Here is a 20,205-nt window from a genome sequence, read left to right on the forward strand (position 1 = left end):
CTCAGTCCCCGTGGCGTGCCGTCGGCAGGTGCACCACGACCAGGGCGAACGCCGCCAGCACGACGTAACGCAGCGCCGAGTCCAGTCCGTTCCAGTCGGAGGACTGCCACATGGCGAACCACTCACCGCCGATGCCGAAGAAGCCGAGCCCGAACAGCAGCAGCACCATCACCAGCCCGGCGCTGCTCGCCCGGCGGGCCCGGTCGTAGCTCCTCCGCCGCAGCCCCACCGCCCAGAGCCAGGTGGCGAAGGTGAGCAGGGCCGCCGTGAGGACCTCCCAGACGATGATGGCGAGGTACGCCGCGTTCTGGAGGGCCGGTGAGGTGACCGCCCGCCACATCAGTTGCGGGTCCTTGAAGGTGGTGTCCATGGCCAGGACGTGCTGGACGAACTGCTGGTTGGTCCCGAAGTCGGTGATGTTGCCGAAGGCCACCAGGACCATGGACAGCGCGACGGTCCCCGTCAGGGCGGCCGCCGCGACGGGCAGGGTGCCCAGCCGGAGAAACCGGTCCACCGGAGTACCGGTGCGCTGACTGCTCACTGCCACGTCGAATTCCCCTCGTCCGTCACGTCGTTGTGCGCAACCTCTCCGCGCTCGTTCTCATCATCCCTCCTGCGACAGGTCAACACAGCAGTGGGGAAAGAACGATGAACCAGACGACGCCACCGGTCGGCGGCACGGGAACGCACGCGGGCGGCGGGCCGAGCCGTCGTCGCCTGCTGGGCGCCGGTGCGGCCGCCGCCCTCTCCGGAGCACTGCTCACGGGTGTCGCCGGCACCCGCGCGTCGGGTGCGGGTGCCGGCGCGGCGCCCGGCACGGCCGCGGGCGCGGGCGCGGCGGGCAAGGCACCGGGCGCGCCCCGCCCGGCGGACTGGGCGGCGCTGGGCAAGGGGCTGGACGGGACGCTGGTACGGCCGGGGGACCGTGACTACGACGTGGCGCGCACGCTGTTCAACCCCCGGTTCGACGCCGTGCGCCCGGCCGGTATCGCCTACTGCGCACGGCCCGAGGACGTCCGCGAGTGCCTGGAGTTCGCCCGCGCGCACAAGGTGCCGGTCGCGGTACGCAGCGGCGGCCACTCCTACGCGGGCTGGTCCTCCGGGCCGGGCCTGATCGTCGACGTACAGCGGATGGCGTCCGTCTCGCTGGCGGGTGGCACCGCGACGATCGGCGCGGGGGCGAAACTCATCGACGTCTACGACCGGTTGACCGCCCGTGGCCGCACCGTACCGGCCGGGTCCTGCCCCACCGTGGGCGTGGCCGGTCTGGCCCTGGGCGGCGGCATCGGCGTCGTCAGCCGGGCCTACGGCCTGACCAGCGACAGCATCACCGGCGCCCGGATCGTGACCGCCGACGGCCGGATACGGGACGTCGACGCCAAGCGGGACCCGGATCTGTTCTGGGCGCTGCGCGGCGGCGGCAACGCGCAGTTCGGTGTGGTCACCGAGCTGCGGATGCGGACCCACGCGGCACCGGAATGCACCACGTTCTTCCTCCGCTGGCCCTGGTCGCGTGCCGCCGCCGTGGTGCGCGAGTGGCAGCGCTGGGCCCCCACCGCGCCGGACGGGATCTGGGCCAACCTGCACCTGGCGGCCCCGGTGGGCGGCCGGCCCGGATCGGTGCGGGTGGGCGGGCTGGCCCTCACGGGCCGGCGTGACCTGGAGAACCGGCTCGACCGGCTGGCCGGCGCCATCGGCGCGGCGCCCACGTCGGAGGCCATCCGTACCCGCCCGTTCATGGACGCGATGAAGGTCATGGGCGGGGTGTCCGGCTGGTCCATCGCGCAGGCCCACCAGAAGGGGACGCTGCCGGGCCGTACGCCGCAGGGCCGGGTGGCGCGCGAGTCCTACGCCGCGCGCTCCGACTTCTACACGCGCCCCGTGCCGGCCGCCGGTGTCAAGGCGCTGATCGCCCGGGTGGAACAGCTCGCGCGACTCAGCGGAGGCGGGGCGGGCAGCATCGCCCTGGACGCGATGGGCGGCGCGGTGAACCGGGTACGGCCGGCCGACACGGCGTTCGTCCACCGCGACGCGCTCTTCCTGGCCCAGTACATCGTGTCCTGGCCGGACCGCGCCCCGGCGGCCACCGTGGCCCGCCACCGGGCCTGGCTGGACGGCACGCACGACGTGATGCGGCCGTGGGCGAGCGGCCGGGCGTACCAGAACTACACCGATCCGGCGCTGCGGGACTGGCGCCGTGCCTATTACGGCGCCAACATCGACCGCCTGGTGAAGGTGAAGGCGGCCTACGACCCGGGACGCCTCTTCCGTCACGCCCACGCCTTCTGAGCCTTCCGCGCCGCGCCTCGCGAGGCCCTCCGGGGCGGGCGGCCCTCACCGGTTCGTCCCGTCCCGGAGGGCGGATGTCAGTGGCGGGTGTCACGCTGATGCCGTAAGCGATCGACGTGACACCCGCGAAACGAGGAAGTGCCGTGATCACCACCGACTTCGCTCCCGGCTCCCCCTGTTGGCTCGACCTCGGCGCGCCGGACATTCCGGCGGCGGCCGACTTCTACCGCTCGGTGTTCGGCTGGGAGTTCCAGCCGTTCAGCCCCGAGGAGGAGGAGTACGGCGCCTTCAGGCTGAACGGCAAGACGGTCGCCGGGCTCGGGAAGCTCACCGAGAAGGGCGCGCGTTCGGCCTGGATGATCTACTTCCAGACGCCCGACGCCGATGCCACGACCGAGGCCGTGCAGCGCTCGGGCGGCACGGTGCGGGTCGCCCCGATGGACGCCGACGGCGAGGGCCGGATGGCCCAGTACACCGACCCCCAGGGGGGCCAGTTCGCGGTGTGGCAGCCGGGTTCGTACAAGGGCGTGGAGGCGGTGGACGGGCCGGGCAGCCTGGGCTGGATCGAGCTGTACACGACGGACGCGGCGGCCGCCAAGGAGTTCTACGGGAATCTGTTCGGCTGGGAGACCCAGGACATGGAGCTGCCGGGCGGGGGCGGGACGTATTCGCTGATCACGCCGTCCGGTCTGCCTCCGGAGCGGATGCACGGCGGCCTGATGCAGCTCCCGGCCGACGCGCTCACCCTGACCGGCGGCCGCGCCTACTGGCACCCCGTCTTCGGCTCCAGCGACTGCGACGCGACCGTCGCCACGGTGAGGGAGAAGGGCGGCACCATCCAGATGGGCCCGGAGGACGCGCCCGGTGTCGGGCGGCTCGCGGTCTGCGTCGACCCGGCGGGCGCGGACTTCGTGGTGCTCACCCCCGCCGAGGGGTGACCCGGGGGGACCCGATGAGTGACGCCGCGGTGCTCACCGGCCCGCCCCTCCGTCCACGGCCTCCGCACCGCTCGGGCAGACGCCCTCGAAGCGGGCGCTGAGCCGTTGGTGGACGAGGCGGGCGACATCCGCCAGCGTCAGGCCGCTGCCCATGAGTTCGGCGGGCGAGATGAGCAGGTCGAAGCGGCTGCGGACGGCCACGAGCAGTTCGGCGCCCATGAGGGAGTCCAACCCGTAGTCCTCCAGTCGGCGTCGGGGGTCCAGTTCGTCGCTGCTCATGTGCAGCACGTCGGCGAGGAGGGTCGCGAGCATCGAGGCGACGGCGGCCTCGGCGTCGTCCGGCGCCATCTGGGCGAGTTCCCGCAGTACGTCGGCGTGGGACCGGCCGTCGTCGTCGCCGGCGTCCGGCACCAAGTGCTGGAAGCGCGGGCCGGCGAGCAGCGGGAGCAGGCCCTTGGCGCGGGCCCAGTCGCAGCGCTCGACACCCGAGACGGCGGTGCCGTCGGCCGGCAGCAGGGACCCGGCCGCCGTGAACGCCTCCCGTGGTGTGAGCGAGACCATGCCCATGCGGGCCAGTGACCGCCCCAGGTCGTGGCGCGCCACGTAGCCCGTCTCCGCGATGGCGCCCCACGCGATCGCCGTGGCGGGCAGGCCGGCCGCGCGGCGGTGCCGGGCGAGCGCTTCCAGGTAGGCGTTGCCCGCCGCGTACGGCGCCTGCCCGATGTTGCCGATGGAGACGACGACCGAGGAGTAGGCGAGGAACAGGTCCAGCGGCCGGTCGCGGGTGAGCCGGTCCAGCAGGGCGGCGCCGGTCGTCTTGGGGGCCAGGACGGCGCTCACGCGCGGGTCGTCGAGCTCGGCCAGCGGCGCGTCGTCCAGGTGCATGGCGCAGTGCACCACCCCGCGCAGCGGCCGGCCGGTGGCGTCGATGTCCCGGATGAGCCGCCGCACGGCCTCCGGGTCGGTGACGTCGGCCGCGTACGCGGTGGCTGTGACGCCCTGTTCGGCGAGGTGTGCCAGCACGGCGGCCGCTTCGGGGGCCCGGTCGCCGCGCCGGCTGACCAGTGCCAGGTGGGTGGCGCCGAGGTCGGCCAGTTGGCTCGCGGTGGCGGCGCCGAAGCCCCCGAGGCCGCCGGTGACCAGGTAGGTGCCGGACGGGTCGAGGCCGGGCGCCCGGGTGTCGCCCGCGGTCACCGGTACCGGTTCGTCCAGGGGGTCGAAGGTGACGACGACCTTGCCGAGGTGGCGGGAGTGCTGGAGGAGGCGGAAGGCCTCGTCGACGCGTGCGGCCGGGTAGCCGTTGTGCGGCAGCGGCCGGTACGTGCCCGCCGCCACCCGCTCGGCCACCTCGGCGAACAGCCCGGCGTTGCCGGGAGCTCCGGGCGGCAGGGTGTTGAGGTCGACGCCGAAGAAGGCGATGTTGTGGTCGAAGGGGCGCAGTGACAGGGGCTTGTTCTCGAAGATGTCCCGTTTGCCGAGTTCGATGAAGCGCCCGCCCGGCCGCAGCAGTTCCAGGCTGCGGGCGATGGCCTCGCCGGCGAGGGAGTTGACCACGACGTCGACTCCGGCGCCGTCGGTGATGCGGCGCACCTGGGGCGCGAACTCCAGGCTGCGGGAGTCCAGGACGTGCTCGACGCCCAGGGTGCGCAGCCAGTCCCGTTTGGCCTCGGTGCCCGCGGTGGCGATCACCCTGGCGCCGGCGGAGCGGGCGTACTGGAGGGTGGCGAGGCCGATGCCGCCCGCTCCGCCGTGGACGAGGACCGTCTCGCCGGGGGCGAGGCGGGCGAGCCGGTGGAGGCTGTGGTGGACGGTGGCGTGGACGACGGGGAGGGTCGCGGCCTCCGCGAAGCCCATCGCGTCGGGGACGCGGCCGAGGGCGTTCTCGGAGGCGAGGGTGTGCGAGGCGAGCGAGGCGGGGGCGAGCCCGAACACCCGGTCCCCCACGGCCCACCGGGTCACGCCGGGACCGACCTCGGTGACGACCCCGGCGCACTCCAGCCCCGGCCCCTGGGCGGTGGGGGTGCCTTCGACGGCTTCCTGGGGCAGCAGCCCGTTCGCGACCAGGGTGTCGCGGTAGTTGAGCCCCACCGCGCGGACGGCGACGGTCACCTGTCCGGTCCCGGGCCGTGGCGTACTGGTGCGCTCCCAGGTCAGGCGGTAGTGAAGCCCCGGGTCGCACACGCGCAGCCGGAACACGCCGTTGGGCGTGGGCTGTGGCGTGAGCTCCGGCCGGACGTGCGTCTCGCGCGGTACGAAGCGGCCGTTGCGGGTGAGCACGATCTCGTCCTCGTCGCCGGGCGCGAGCAGTTCGGCGGCCAGGCGCCGGGCGTCCGCTTCCGGTTCGCCGCAGCGCTCCAGGCTGACCCGCCGGATGCCGAGGCGGGGCTGCTCGTTGGCGAGGGAGCGGGCCAGGCCCCAGACGGCGGCGTCACCGGGGTGGGCGGGGTTCTCCGGGGCGGGGAACAGCCCGCTGGGCCGGGTGACCAGCCACAGCCGGACGGTGACGCCTTCGGGCAGGCCGTTGCGGCAGACGGTGGCCACCGCACGCAGCAGGGCACTTCTGCGGGTGGCCTGTGCGGTGAGGCGGGCCGGGTCGGTCTCCGGTTCGGCGAACAGGACGGCGAGGGTCACGTCCTGGGCGCCGGCCGCCAGGAGGCGGGCCAGGGCGTCGCCGACGGCGTCGCTGCTGACGGCGTCGGCGTCGGCGGTGGTGGCATCGGCGGTGACGGTCGTGATGGTCGTGACGTCGGCCGGGCCCCCGGCGGCCTCCCGCAGCCGGTCGGCGACCGCCCGGCCCACGGCGCCCTCCTCCTCGCTCTCGACGGCGACGACCCAGGCGGTGTGCACCTCCGGGGCGGGCAGCGGCGCCGGGGCGGCGGGATGGTCGTCGGCGGGCGTGGCGGCAAGGAGCACGGAGTAGCCGTCCCGTGCGGGCTGCCGGTCGTCGCCGGTCCGGACGACGTCGGTGAAGCCGCACTCCTCCAGCAGCGGTGGCCACTGGTCCCGGCCGAGCAGGATCGAGTGCGGGCGCAGGTGCCGGTCGTCGCGGTGCCAGAAGCTGTCCAGGGTGCCGAAGATGCCGCTGAGCTGCTCGGCGTCGTGGGGTTCCAGAGCCAGCAGGAGCCCGCCCGGGGCCAGGAGGGTCCGGACCCGGCGCAGGGCGGCGGCCACATCGGTGGTGGTGTGCAGGGCGTGGGCGGCCACGACGAGGTCGAAGGCTCCCTCGGCGAAACCCTGCGCGTGCGGCTCGGCGTTGAGGTCGAGCGTGCGGTAGTCGACGAAGTCGTAGGCGCCGAAGCGGTGTTCGGCACGGGTGAGGAAGGCCGCCGAGACGTCCGTGTACGTGTAGTGGGTGCGCTCGGGCGGCAGGAGCGGCAGCAGAGCGGCCGTGGCGCCCCCGGTGCCCGCGCCGACCTCCAGGACCCGCAGCGGCCGGTCCGCCGGCCAGGCGTCGACCAGCCCGCGCACCAGCGCCTGGGCGATGCGGTTGAGGAACCGGGACACCGGCGCGAGGTCGTAGAGCTGTTCGTAGGTGGCACCGTCGGAGGCGACCAGCTCCATGGGGTCCCTGGCGCCACGCAGGACGGCGTCCAAGTGGCGTGCCCGCCTGGCGAAAAGGGCGGCCTCGGCGCAGAAGGCCGGGTGGTCGGCCACGATGCCCCGCAGCAGTTCCGGGGCCCGGGAGGTTTCGGTCGTCAGGCGCCACCGCCCGTCCGGGAGGGACGTCAGCAGACCGTGCCGCTCCATCAGGGGCAGCATCAGCCCGATCAGATTCCGGTGGGACTCTCCCAGTCCGCCTCCGCCCTCCGTGAGCGTCCCCGTGTCGAAGGCCGCGTCCGGGTCGGGCAGGAAACCGCGCAGTACCTCGGCCCAGGTGTGGGCGGCGGTTTCCTTCAGCGCGGTCACGAACCGCTCGTAGGGCACCTCGCGCCAGGCCGTGAGCAGCGCGGTGATCCGCTCGGCCGCCGCCGCCGCGACGCGGGAGGGCGCGGGCGGCGGCGGGCAGGGCACCGGCGGGGGGCTGTCGGGGCGGGGGGCGGCGCGCAGCACGGTCTGCCGGAGCATGACCGGCGCCGGCTCGGCCTCGGTGAGGCGCCGGAGCCGGCATCCCTCCAACTCCACGGTGACGGTGCCGTCGTCGTCGGTGAGGAGGATGTCCCAGCACACCTCGGCCGCGCTGCGGGACCGTTCCCGTACGTGCACCAGGCCCGTGGCGGAGGGCGTGCCCCAGACGCGTACGGCGCCGATCGCCGAGGGCAGGTAGGCGGCGTTCGTGGCCGGGTCGTCGTGCAGCAGGGGCGCGCCGGCCTGCAAGGCGCCGTCCAGCAGGGCGGGGTGCGCTTCGTAGGGGGCCGGCGCGGGGCCGCCGTCCTCGTGCCGGTAGGTGGCCAGCACTTCGCCGGCGCCCGCCCGGAGGCCGGTGAGCACCTGGAACGCGGGCCCGTAGGCGAGGCCCGCGCGCTCGCACGTGCGGTAGTGGTCGGGGCCGCTGACGGCGCGCGGGCACCGGGCGCGTACGGCGTCGGCGTCCAGGGGCCCGGGGCGGGTGCCGAGCAGGGCGCGCACCCGGGCCCGTACGTGCTCGCGCGGTTCGTCGCCGCGGGCGTCGGTGCTGGTGACGGTGAGCACTCCGTCGTCCGGTGTCACCGCCACCTGCGTACGCAGGGACTCCGGATCGGGCCAGGGCACCGCGAGGGGCCGGTGGATCTGAACGTAGGTGACCTCGGCCGGGGCGCCGAGGGTGCGCCGGCCCGCTGCCAGGGCCATCTCGACGTACCCGGTGGCGGGCATGACGACGGTCCCGCGCACGCGGTGGCCGGCGAGCCAGGGGACGAGGGCCGGGTCCACCGGGCCGGACCACAGGGGCTGCGGCGCGGGGACCCGCTCGCCCAGCAGCGGGTGGTCGATCCGGCCGTCGCCGCCGGTGCGCAGCACCCAGTCCTCGGGGGCGCCGTGCCAGTGGTGTTCGCGCTGCCAGGGGTACGCGGGCAGGTCGGCCGGCCGGGCCGGACGCGGGAAGTGGCGGTCCCACTCCACCGGGGCGCCCGCCGCCAGCAGCGCCGCCAGCGCGGTCGCCATGGCGGCCACGCCGTCGGCGTCCCGGCGCAGCGTCGGCACATACGCCGTGGGGGCGTTGCGGCGCAGGTAGGGGCGCAGTACCGGGTGCGGGCCGATTTCGAGGAGGATGCCGGCGCCGTCGGTGAGCGCGCGGTCGACGGCGCGGGCGAAGCGTACGGGTTCGCGGACGTTGCGCCACCAGTAGTCCGCGGTCAGTTCCTCGCCGGGCACGGGGGCGCCGGTGACGGTGGAGATCATCGGCACCCGGGTCGCGGTGGGCGCCAGGCCGGTGAGGGCGCGGGCGAGCGGTTCACGCAGCGGGTCCATGGCGCGGCTGTGGAAGGCGTAGTCCAGGCCGAGGTCGCGGAAGAAGACCTGGCGGGCGTCGAGTTCCTCGCCGAGGGCGGCGAGCGCGTCGGGGTCTCCGGCGACGGTGACGTCCCGGGCACTGTTGATGCCGGCGATCTCCAGCCGTCCCTCGTACGCGGCGAGGGCCTCGCGCGCGTCCTCCTCGCCGAGGCCCACGGCGGCCATGCGGCCGCTGCCCGCGGTGGCGGCCTGGGCGCGGCTGCGCTCGGCGATCACTCGGGCGGCGGAGGGCAGGTCCAGCGCTCCGGCGGCGTGGGCGGCGGCCACCTCGCCGACGCTGTGCCCGATGACGGTGGCGGGGCGCACGCCGCGCTCGGCCAGCAGGGCGACCAGGGCGGCCTGGACGGTGAAGAGCATCGGCTGCGCGATCTCCGTGCGCTGCCACTGGGTCGGCTCGCCGGTCTCCAGCCGCTTGGCGACGGACCACCCGAGGTGGGGCGCGAGTGCGGTGTCCACCTCGTCGACGGCCCTTCGGAAGACCGGCTCGTGCGCCATCAGGTCGGCGGCCATGCCGGGCCACTGGGAGCCGTTGCCGGAGAAGACGAACGCCACCGTGCCGGTGCCGTGCGCCTCACCGACCGCGCCGGCGCCTGCCGCCGGGGCTTCCGCCGGGGCCTCCGCGGGGACGTCCTCACCGTCGCCGGGGAAGAGCGCCGTGAGCCGCTCCGCCGCCTCGCGTGGCCCGCTCGCCAGGACGACGGCGCGGTGCGGGTGCGCCTCGCGCCGCAGGCACGTGGTGTGGGCCAGGTCGTGGAACTCCCCCGGCTCGGCGGTGGCGAGGCGTTCCGCCACCCGGGCCGCCGCGTCGCGCAGCGCCCGCGCGGACCGTGCGGAGACCAGCACCGGCAGCGGCCGTTCGCCGCCCGGTCCCGGGTCCTGCCGGGGCAGCGGGGCCGGGACGGGCGGCGGGGTGAGGATGACGTGCGCGTTGGCGCCGCCGAAGCCGAAGGAGTTGACGCCCACGGCGGACCGCTCGGTCACCGTCACGGGGAGGGGTTCGACGGCCGGGGCCAGCCCCAGGCCCGGGAAGTCGATGTCCGGGTGGAGCGGCGCGGCGTGCAGGGAGGCGGGCACGCGCCCGTGGCGGAGGACGAGCAGCGCCTTGAACAGCCCGGCCATGCCGGACGCGGGCTCCAGGTGCCCGAGGTTCGACTTCACCGAGCCCAGCGGCAGCGCACCGCCGGTGCGGCGCCGTCCCAGCGCCCGGCCGACGGCGCGGGCCTCGACGGGGTCGCCGGCCGGGGTGCCGGTGCCGTGCGCCTCGAAGTACACGAGGTCGTCGGGGTCCACTCCCGCCTCCGCGTAGACGGAGCGCAGCAGTTCCTCCTGTGCCACCGCGCTGGGCAGGGCCACGCCCTGCGTCCTGCCGTCGCAGTTGCTGCCCGAGCCCCGGATCACCGCGTGGACGCGGTCACCGTCGGCCAGCGCGTCGGCCAGGCGCTTGAGGACCACCACTCCCCCGCCCTCGGCGCGTACGAAACCGTCGGCGTCGGCGGAGAACGCGGCGCACCGCCCGCGCCGCGACAGCATCGCGGCCTGCGAGAAACCCACGTAACCCAGGGGGTTGATCAGGACATTGACGCCACCGGCCAGGACGGTACGGCCGCCGCCCTCGGTGAGGAAGCGGCATGCCCGGTCCAGCGCCACCAGGGAGGAGGAGCAGGCCGTGTCGATCGCCATGCTCGGCCCGCGTACGTCGAGGAAATGCGACAGGCGATTGGCCGCGAGGGCGGACGCGGCACCGAGCATGGTGTACGGATTCACGTCGTCGGTCAGGGTCAATTGCAGCGTGCCATAGGAATGGTCGGACATTCCGATGAATACGCCGGTGTCCGATCCCGCCAGACACGACGCCGGAATTCCCGCGTCGTCCACGGCCTCGACGGCCATTTCCAGCAGCAGCCGGTGCTGGGGGTCCATCTGCGCCGCTTCCCGGGGCGAGATGCCGAAATAGGCCGCGTCGAATCCGGCCACGTCGGAGAGGAAACCGCCCGCCGCCGTGTACGCCTTTCCCGGCCGTGGCGTGACCGGATCGACGAACCGCCGGACGTCGAAACGGTCGTCCGGCGCCTCTCGGACCAGGTCACGCCCCTCGTCCAGGGCGTTCCAGAGCCCTCTCAGGTCATTGATGTCGCCCGGCAGCCGGCATCCGACACCGATCACAGCGACGGCACCTTCGCAATCGCGGGTGTCAGTCCATCCCATGAGCGCGCCCTCCCTAGGAGTCAATGGCCGTGGAGGCATCACCATCCCCGGATCTGCAACCTACGGCCGCTGACGGAAGGCGTTCGGCGCACACGCCGGACTCACCCGTATGCGGGTCCCATGGAATTCCCCTCCTCTTCCCGGGACACCAGCCGGGACAATTCCACCCGGGAGCGCACCCCGAGGAGCGCGAAGACGTTGCGCAAGTGGTGGTCGACGGTACGGGGGCTTATGGAGAGCCGCAGCGCCACTTCGCGGTTGGTCGCCCCCTCGGCGACGCACCGGGCGATCCGGAGCTGTTGCGGGGTGAGACACGCCAGCGGACCGGCCGCTTCGCGTTCGGCGGCCGCGCCGGTGGCCCGGAGTTCGGCCCGGGCCTGGTCGGCCCACACCGTGGCGCCGGCGCGTTCGAAGGCGTAGAGGGCGTCCTTGAGGCGGCCCCTCGCCTCGCGGGGCCGTCGCCTGCGGCGCAGCCACTTGCCGTACAGCAGCAGGGTGCGGGCGCGCTCGAAGTCGCCGCCCGCCCGCTCGTGCCGGGTGAGGGCGTACGCGTAGAGCGCTTCGGCCTCCCCCGGCGGGGCCAGCAGGGCGCGGCAGCGGGCGAGCTGCGCCGGGGCCTGCGGGTCGGCGCCCCGGTCGGCCCAGCGGGCGAACTCCTCGACGGCGGTGCCGGTGTCGGCGCCCGGCTCCCCGGCGAGCACGGTGGCCTCGACGAAGCAGGGCGCCATGAGCATCCGTACGGCGAAGTGGCCGCGCCGGTGCCCGGGCCGCACCAGGGGGCCCAGCCGGGCGGCGGCGTCCAGGGCCAGGCCCCGGCCCAGGTCGGCCCGGGCGCGGGCCCATTCGGCGAGGGTGGCGGCCTGGGCGAGTCCGTGGCGGCCGGCGATGGCCAGGGCCGCGTCGGTGTGCGCGGTGAGCGCCGTGCCGTCGCCCTCGATGGAGGCGACCAGGGCGAGGACGGCGTGGTGGTGGGCGACCACATTGCGCTGGCCCGCGTGGTGCGCGGCGCGCAGGCCCTCCTCGGCGTGGGCGCGTGCGCGCGCGTGCCGCCCGGCGCGCAGTTCGGCGTACGCGAGGTGTTCGAGGGCCTGCGGGACGAGGGAGGCCATGTCGTGGGCGCGGGCCGCGGCCAGCGCCCGGGCGTTGAGGTGGCACGCGGCGGCGATGTCGCCGAGCACGAGGGCCGCGACTCCGGCGCGCAGCAGCCGCACCGGGTCGTCGTCGCCGCCGGCCCGTTCGAGCAGGCGCCACAGCGGCCCGCGCGCCTCGCCGAACCGGCCACCCAGCGCGGCCACCATCCCGGCCCGGAAGTCATCGTGGCCGGGGGCCACCGTGCTGCGGCCAGGGGAGACCGGGCGCTCGCCGGGGACCGCCGTGCTGCGGCCAGGGGACACCGGGCGCTCGCCGGGGGCCGCCGGGCGCTCGCCGAGGGCGGCCAGGCAGGACGGGACGTCGCCCGCCGCCCACGCCGCCTCCATGGCGCCGAACCGGGCGCCCCAGGCGCCCTCCGGGTCGTGCGGCTGGAGCAGGGCGGCCGCCAGCAGCAGCGCCTCGTGGGCGTCGCCGACGGGGCCGTCGCGCAACGCGAGGGTGCCACAGACGAGTTCGACGCTGCCCCGAAGCCCCTGGTGCGCGGCCGCGCCCTCCCGGGCCGCCGCGAGCAGTTCCCGCGCCCGGCGCGGACGGCCGCCGAGCCTGGCGTACTCGGCGGCGGCCGTGAGCCGGGCCGCGCGGGCGCCGGCCGTGGCGGTGAGGTCGGCCGCCCGGGCCAGGGCCAGGGACCGCTGGAGGGGCCGGGCCCGTACGTCCGGGGCGGCCGCGGCGGACGCGAGCCGGTCGGCGAGCCGCGTGTCTGGGCCGTCGGCGGCCAGGGCCCGGTGCGACAGGTGGGCCAACCGGTGGCGGTCGCCGTCGAGAACGGCCGCCAGCAGCGTGTGCGCCGCGCGCCGGCGGGAGAGCGGGGCGCCGAGCCGGACGGCGCGGCGCACGAGCGGGTCGTCGAAGCGGATGCGGTTCCCCGCGGCCCGGGCCACCCCGGCGGTCTCGGCCGCGTCCAGGGCGGCCGGGTCGAGGCCCGCGGCGCGGGCGGCCCGCAGCACCAGGGCGGCGTCGGCACCCGCGCCGTCCGGGTGCTGCTCGTGGGCCGCGGCCACCAGTAACAGCAGGTCGCGGGTGGCGGCGGGCAGTTCGGCCAGCCGGCCGCCCACGACCCGCATCAGGGCGGGGCCGTCGGCGAGCGGCCTGGGCAGCGGGGCGTGCCCGGCGAGCTGGGCCGCCGGGAGCCGGTCGACGAGGGTGGTGAGGAGGGCGGGGTTGCCCTCGGCCGCGTACAGCAGCTCCTCTCGTACGAGGGGATCGGCGGCGCCGCCGGTCAGCTCGTCCAGCAGTGCGCCGGTGGCATGTTCGGCGAGCGGGGCGAGGCGCAGGGCCGGCAGGCCGGCGAAGTCGGGGGCGCCGGCCCGGTGGGCGGCCACCGACAGCAACAGGCCGACGGCCGGTACGGACTCGACGCGGCGCGCCGCGAAGCCCAGGGCGGCGCGTGAGCGCGGGTCCCACAGGTGCGCGTCGTCGACGCAGACGAGGAGGGGCTGCCCGTGCGTGCTCGTGCGCCGCAGCAGGTCGAGGAGGCCGGTGGGCGGCAGGCCGGTGCGGAGGACGGCGGCGGGCGGGGTGGCCGGCTCGGGGGCGCTGCTGAGGAGGGCGTGCACACCGCTGTGGTCGAGGTGGCGCTCGGCGGGAGCGGCGCGGGTGTGCAGGACGGGTCCGGCGTCGAAGTCCCCTGCCGCCCGGTCCAGGAGGGCGCTGCGTCCCAGCCCCGGCTCCCCGGCGACCAGCAGCACTCCCGACCGGCCGGACCGCAGGCGTTCCGACAGGGCGGCCACGGCGGCCAGTTCGCCGTCGCGGCCGAACAGTCGCGGCGGTCTCCCGGTGGTGGTGTTCGTGGTCACACCCGTCACGTTACTTGCGCGTAACGGCCGTCGGAAGCTTTGCGTCCGCCGCCTGTACGCGTGGCCACCGACCCCTGTGACGTGGGGAAACGGCCCGTGAGAGGCCATGTCGGTGGGCCCTGTCCCAGGGACGGCGCGGCAACTTTGTGCGCGCGCACAACGCACCCGGGTGGTGACGGCCGCGCCGGGGCACGGCCGTCACGCGGCGGGTGGGCTCAGGAGGTGTGCGGGCAGTTGCCGCGGTACTCCTCGATGGTGAGGCTGGGCCGTGGGATCGGGCACAGGAACTGCTCGTAGCGGGTGTCGTTGTCGATGAACCGCTTGAGCCACGAGACGCTGTACTTGGCGATGGTGGTGTCCGAGGTGTTCGGCGTGAAGTGGGACGCGTTGTTGAGCTCCAGGTACGCCTTGTCCAGCGTGGCCGGCAGCGACTCGTAGAACGGCTCGGAGTGCGAGGAGACCGGTGCCACCGTGTCGCCGTCGGCGCCGACGATCAGCGTGGGGGTCCTGAGTTCGGGCCACGTCTTGTCGGTGTTCCACCCGGTGAGCGGGATCGCGGCCTGGAGGGAGGGCCGGCTCTTGGCCGCCTCCAGTGAACCGCCGCCGCCCATCGAGTGCCCCATGACGCCGAGTCTGGTGCTGTCGATCCGGTTCCTGACCGTACTGCGCTGGGTCAGGTGGTCGAGGGCGGCGAGGAGTTGGCGGCCCCGGCTGTCGGGCTGGTCGAGGGTGGTGAGCGTGTCGATGGTGATGACGACGAACCCCTGGGAGGCGAGCCGGGGGCCCAGCCAGGCGATGGACGACTGGGTGCCGGTGAAGCCGGGCGAGATCGCCACCGCGCCGAACGTACCGTCGCTGGTGGTGGTCGGGTAGTAGATGGTGCCGCCGCCGAAGCCGACGGCGCTCAGCGAGGAGACCGTGGTCTGCGATATCGCGTACGGCCCGCGTACCGCCTCGATGCTCGCCGTGGTGGGGGCGGGGCCCCGCTCGTAGGGGTTGTCCGCCGCCTGGGCGCCCGCGGGCATGGCGGTGGCGAGCCCGGCGACGGCCAGGAAGGCGACCAGGGCCGCCGTGAGCGGCCGGCGGCGGCGCGGCGCGGGGGCAGGGGCCGCCGTCGGGGCGCCTGTGGGAGTGGTGGCGGTGGGGGCCGAGGTGGCGGCGGGGGCGGCGGAGGCGGTGGAGGCGGTGGCGGTGCTGTGGGGGGCGGTGCTGTGGGGGGCGGTGCTGTGGGGGGCGGTGCTGTGGGGGGCGGTTCTGCGGTGCTGCTGCGGCTGCTGCACGACGGAGTCGTCCTCTCGGTCGTGGGCGGGTGCCTTCCGGTGCGGCCGGTCGGCATCGCCGTGGTGGATGGGGGGTGCCACTGTCGCGGCGACCGGGACGGCGGGGCATCGGTGTAATCACCGGTCTCGGCACCGCACCCTCGCGCGGAGGGCGGCTTGGCCGGATCCGCACCGCGGACGATGTGCTGCCGCCGTCCGGCGCCTACGGTGCCCCTCAGTCGCCGGAACCAATGGGGAGGGCAGTCGGTTGATCGAAGAGGTGAGGGCCGATCACTGGACGGACCGTGAGACGGACCCGGGGCTGTCCGTTCCGGGCGGGGCACCGGCCCGCGTCCCCGCCACGGCGGAACCGTGGGAGCAGGACGCCGACGCGCTCCGGCCGGCCGGCCGCGACCCGCTGTCCTCCCTCACGGCACCCGCTCGCTGGTGCTGCTGACCGGGCCGAGGCGCCGTTGACCTCCGGTGCCATGACCCGCTGGTCAACGGCGGTTTCCCGGTCCGGGGCGCGACGGGCAACGGGAAACCCGTCGACCCGGGTGCGTGCCGGGGACACGCTGAAGTCGTCAGCACGCCGCAAGACCCACCAAGGGGGAAACGTGCGCAAGTTCAAGGCCATGAGGACCGCAGCGGCTCTCGTGCTCGCCGTCGGGACGATGACCACCGTCACCGCGACCCAGGCCCAGGCGGCAGAGGCCGCCGCCGTCCACGGGTGCAACTCCGGGTACGTGTGCCTGTACCCGGGTGCGGGCTGGAACAACGACCGCCCGACCCACACGTACTACACGTACGGGGCCCACAACCTCCGGAACATGTACGGGACGTACCGCATCTTCAACAACCAGACCGGCGGCGCCACCGTGCGGACCTGCACCGGGTACAACGGCACCGGCTGCCAGGGCTACCTGCCGGCCGGCTACTACATCGACAAGGACATGACGCCGATCAACTCGATCACGCTCCAGCCGTAACCCGGCGCCGTGGCAGGTTTCCGGAGCCGCCGGCCGCGCGGCTCCGGAAGTCCTGTTTCCGCCACACCGGACGAACGCCTTGGCCCGCCGTCCGACCCCCGCTGTAGCCTGGACGCCTGTCATCTCACAATCTGGGCGCACCTTGCCACGGGGGATGCTTTGGGGGATCCGGACCGCGGACGGAAGACCGACCGTCCGCAGGAGTTGCCCGACCAGGACACCGCTGCCTCCTTCCCGGCGCGGTTGAGACACCTCCGGCTGCTACGGGGCCTGTCACTGGCCGACCTGGCCCGTCGGACGCACTACAGCAAGGGCTATCTGAGCAAGATCGAGACCGGCGCGAAACGCGTCACCGTCGACGTCGCACGCCGCTGTGACCAGGTGCTGTGCGCGGAGGGTGAGCTGCTGCGGCTGGTGCGGGAGGCGCCGGCGCCGCACGCCCCGGCGGCCGGGCAGCCGGACGGCGCCTGCCCCTACCGGGGCCTGTCGGCGTTCACCCCGCAGGACGCGGGGTGGTTCTTCGGCCGGGAACGGGCGACGGCCGCGCTGGTCGAGCGGGTCTTCGAACGCGTCGGCGGGGGACCGCTGTTGCTGGTCGCCCCCTCGGGCGCCGGCAAGTCGTCGCTGCTCAACGCCGGTCTCGTACCGGCGCTGAGGCGCAGGGGCGGCTTTCCGATGCCGGGCGCCGACGAGTGGCCGGTGGTGGTGTTCACGCCCACCGCGCATCCGCTGGAGGAGCTGCTGGAGTGCACGGCGAAGGCCCTGGGCAGTGATCTCGGCCTCGGTACGCGGGCGTTGCGCGACCGGCCCGAAACGCTGCTCGAAGCCGTGCGCCGCCTGTCGGACGACCGTCCGCCGGAGGGCCGCCGCCTCCCGGACGAACGGGAGGCGGACGACCGGCACCGGGACGAGCGGGAGGCGGTCGACCGGCACCGGGACGAGCGGGAGGCGGTCGACCGGCACCGGGACGAGCGGCGAGCGCCGCCCGTGCGCCCGGTGCTGGTCGTCGACCAGTTCGAGGAGCTGTTCACCCTCTGCTCCGACGAGGACGAGCGACGGGCCTTCGTACGGGTACTCACCGCCGTGACGACGCCCCGGCCGGAGACGTCCGGGTACGACGCCGCCGTCGTGGTCATCGGCGTCCGGGCGGACTTCACCGGGAACTGCCTGGACCTGCCCGAGCTGGCCTCCGTCTTCACCGACGGGCTCTTCGTCCTGCCCCCGATGTCCGTGGCGGAGCTGCGCGAGTCGATCACGCGCCCGGCCGAGCTCGCGGGGGTCGCCCTGGAACCGGGCCTGGTCCAACTGCTCGTGCGGGACGCGGGCTTGCGCGACGGGGCGGGGGCGACGGAACCGGGCGCCGCGCCGGAGCACGCCCCGTCCGGTGCCCTGCCCCTCGTGTCCCACGCGCTGATGGCCACCTGGCAGCGGCGGGAGGGCGCCACGCTGACCGTTGCCGGGTACGAGGCGACCGGAGGGATCCGGGGGGCCGTCGCGCGTACGGCGGAGGACGTGTTCGCCCGCCTCTACCCGGCCGAGCAGAGGACGATTCGCCGCCTCCTGGTGCGGCTCGTCCATGTCGCCGACGGCACCGGGGCGACACGGCGCCGGATGAGCCGGACCGCCCTGCTGGGGCGGCCGGAGGACGGGGACGGCGGCGCTGCCGCGCTCGACGCCTTCGTACGGGCGCGGCTGATCACCATGGACAGCGACACCGTCGAGATCACCCACGAGGCGCTGCTGCACGCCTGGCCCCGGCTGCGCGGCTGGATCCACGCCGACCGGGCGGGGCTGCTGATCCACCAGCAACTGACGCAGGCCGCCGAGGCGTGGGAGCGCGAGGGCCACGACCCGTCCGCCCTCTACCGCGGCACCCGGCTCGCCACCGTGCGGTCGTGGGCCGACGAGCTGGACGGCACCAGCCGGCTCGGCCCCCGCGAGGCGGCCTTCCTGCGGGCGAGCCAGGCGGAGGAGGACGGCCGGACCGAGCAGGCGAGGCGTCAGGTGCGGTGGCAGCAGCGGATGCTGGCCACGCTCGTCGTCCTGCTGCTCCTGGCGCTGGGCGCCGGAGGCGTGGCGTACCAGCAGCGCGCGGGCGCCCTCGACCAGGAGCGCGCCGCCCGCTCGCAGGCGCTCGCCGTGCGGTCCACGTCCCTGGCCGCCGGCCAGCCCGAGGCGTCCATGCTGCTCGCCGAGGAGGCGTACCGCACGCAGGCGACGACCGAGGCGCGCGGGGCCCTGCTGAGCACCCAGTCGCAGCCCTTCTCCGCCCGGCTCGGCGGGCACGGTGGCCCGGTCAACGCGGTGGCGTTCGCGCCGGGCGGCGGGCTGCTGGCGTCGGCGGGTTCGGACGGGACGGTGCGACTGTGGCGCGTCGCCGAGCGCCGGGCGACCACGACGTTCACCGTCCGCGGCCGGGTGCGCGCGGTCGCCTTCAGCCCGGACGGGCGGAGGCTCGCGGCGACCTCCACGGAGGCGCCGGTACGGCTCTGGGACACGGCCGCCCGGCGTGCGGGGGCGGCGGTGCTGCCCGCCCACACGACGGGCGCGCGTGCCGTGGCGTTCGCCCCGCGCGGGCGGACGCTGGCCGTCGCGGCGGCCGACGGCACGGTCCGGCTGTGGGACGTCACCGGTGACCGGCCCCGGGCCGTGGCGTCCCTCACCGGTCACGACGGGCGGGTCAACGCCCTGGCGTACGCCCCGGACGGCCGGACGCTCGTGTCGGCCGGCGCCGACCGGACCGTACGGCTGTGGGACCCGGCCGAGGGGCGCGCGCTCGCCGTCCTGGTGGGACACACCGACGAGGTGCTGGGGGCGGCGTTCGCCCCGGACGGGCGGACGGTCGCCACCGGGGGCGTGGACCGGACGGTCCGGCTGTGGGACACCGGGCTGCGCCGCTCGGTGGGGACGCTGACCGGGCACAGCGACGACGTCAACGCCGTCGCCTACACCCCGGACGGCACGATGGTGGTCAGCGCGGGCGGCGACGGGGCGACCCGGCTGTGGGACGTGCGCAGCGGCCGGCCCACCGCGACGCTCACCGGGCACACCGACTACGTGCTGGGGGTCGCGCTGGACGCGCGCGGCACGGTGCTGGCCACGGCCGGGTTCGACCAGTCCGTGGTGCTGTGGGACCTGCGCGGCTCGGTGCTGACACCACGTCCGTTCACCGAGATCTGGCAGACCGCGTACAGCCCGGACGGGCGGCTGCTCGCCACCGCCGACGCCGACCACACGGTGCGGCTGTGGGACGTGGCGGGGCGCCGGGTCCTGGCGACGTTCACCGGCCACCGGGAGATGGTGTTCTCGGTCGCCTTCTCCCCCGACGGGCGCACGCTGGCGTCGGCGGGTTCCGACGGGACGGTACGCCTGTGGGACGTGGCCGCGCGCCGCCCGTCCGCCACGCTCACGGGCACCAACGGGGACGTGTTCTCCGTGGCGTTCGCCCCGGACGGGCGGACACTGGCGTCGGCGGGATCCGATCGCACGGTACGGCTGTGGGACGTGGCCGCGCGCCGCCCGCTGGCCGCGCTGAAGGGCCACAACGACTTCGCCAACGATGTGGCGTTCAGCCCCGACGGGCGCACCCTGGCGAGCGCCGGCGACGACCTCACCGTACGGCTGTGGGACGTGGCCGCGCGCCGCCCGCTGGCCACGCTCGCCGGCCACACGGGCGCCGTGCGGGGCGTGGCGTTCGGCCCGGACGGGCGGATGCTCGCGAGCTGCGGCAACGACGGGACCGTACGGCTGTGGGACGCCCGGCTGCGCCGGTCCATGGGGTCACTGACCGGCCACACCGGCTCCGCTCGCGGCCTCGCGTTCTCCCCCGACGGGCGGACCCTGGCGAGCAGCGGCAACGACCGTACGGTACGCCTGTGGGACGTGCCGGGGCGGCGCTTGTGGGCCGCGCTGACGGGTCATACGAACGCGGTGTGGGGCATCGCGTTCTCCCACGACGGGCGGACGGTGGCCAGCAGCAGCAACGACGGCACGGTACGGCTGTGGAACCTGGACGTCGGCGCCCGGCTGACGGAGATCTGCCGGGTCCGGCAGCTCATCGCCCCCAGGCAGCGCGAGACGCTCATGCCGGGCCTGCCCGTCTCCCCGGACCGCGCCTGTGCCGGTCGTCAGGGTTCCCGGTGATCCGGTC

The 20,205-nt window shown here is 75.3% G+C and carries 8 protein-coding genes; 4 read left to right on the top strand and 4 right to left on the bottom strand.

Going from position 1 to position 20,205, the window contains the following annotated elements:
- Position 1: 1 nt before the first annotated feature.
- On the bottom strand, positions 2-547 hold the full coding sequence (locus ACZ46W_RS00320; RefSeq protein ID WP_468328926.1) for a DUF2165 domain-containing protein: 546 nt from the start codon (positions 545-547) through the stop codon (positions 2-4).
- A gap of 101 nt (positions 548-648) precedes the next feature.
- Here ACZ46W_RS00320 and ACZ46W_RS00325 point away from each other — a divergent pair, with 101 nt between their 5' ends.
- Both ACZ46W_RS00325 and ACZ46W_RS00330 read left to right on the top strand, forming a co-directional pair.
- Positions 649-2,289, top strand: coding sequence for an FAD-binding oxidoreductase (locus tag ACZ46W_RS00325; RefSeq protein WP_468328929.1), 1,641 nt, complete (start codon positions 649-651; stop codon positions 2,287-2,289).
- Between the two features lie 143 nt (positions 2,290-2,432).
- Positions 2,433-3,227: a VOC family protein gene (locus ACZ46W_RS00330; RefSeq protein ID WP_468328932.1), complete on the top strand. Its 795-nt coding sequence runs from the start codon at positions 2,433-2,435 to the stop codon at positions 3,225-3,227.
- Between the two features lie 33 nt (positions 3,228-3,260).
- On the opposite strand, the gene ACZ46W_RS00335 is transcribed toward ACZ46W_RS00330, so the two are convergent.
- From ACZ46W_RS00335 to bdeA, 3 genes are all read right to left on the bottom strand, one after another.
- Positions 3,261-10,817: an SDR family NAD(P)-dependent oxidoreductase gene (locus tag ACZ46W_RS00335; RefSeq protein ID WP_468328935.1), complete on the bottom strand. Its 7,557-nt coding sequence runs from the start codon at positions 10,815-10,817 to the stop codon at positions 3,261-3,263.
- Between the two features lie 143 nt (positions 10,818-10,960).
- A complete protein-coding gene (locus tag ACZ46W_RS00340; RefSeq protein ID WP_468328938.1) occupies positions 10,961-13,816 on the bottom strand; it encodes a helix-turn-helix transcriptional regulator in 2,856 nt (951 codons plus the stop codon).
- Positions 13,817-14,022: 206 nt separating this feature from the next.
- Positions 14,023-14,871, bottom strand: coding sequence for a bis(hydroxyethyl) terephthalate hydrolase (gene bdeA, locus ACZ46W_RS00345; protein WP_468332310.1), 849 nt, complete (start codon positions 14,869-14,871; stop codon positions 14,023-14,025).
- Positions 14,872-15,683: 812 nt separating this feature from the next.
- Between bdeA and ACZ46W_RS00350 the strand changes: the two genes are divergently transcribed.
- Both ACZ46W_RS00350 and ACZ46W_RS00355 read left to right on the top strand, forming a co-directional pair.
- Positions 15,684-16,055, top strand: a complete 372-nt coding sequence (locus tag ACZ46W_RS00350; RefSeq protein WP_468328941.1) for a hypothetical protein — start codon at positions 15,684-15,686, stop codon at positions 16,053-16,055.
- A 159-nt stretch (positions 16,056-16,214) separates the two neighbouring features.
- The gene (locus tag ACZ46W_RS00355) at positions 16,215-20,198 is read left to right on the top strand and encodes an nSTAND1 domain-containing NTPase (RefSeq protein ID WP_468328944.1); all 3,984 of its coding nucleotides are present in this window, start codon (positions 16,215-16,217) and stop codon (positions 20,196-20,198) included.
- Positions 20,199-20,205 lie beyond the last annotated feature (7 nt).

It is taken from the genome of Streptomyces sp. NPDC031064, from assembly GCF_055570965.1.

Excerpts from the sequence above, each read along its gene's own strand:
- ACZ46W_RS00325 (WP_468328929.1), top strand. The coding sequence starts at position 649 with ATGAACCAGACGACGCCACCGGTCGGCGGCACGGGAACGCACGCGGGC.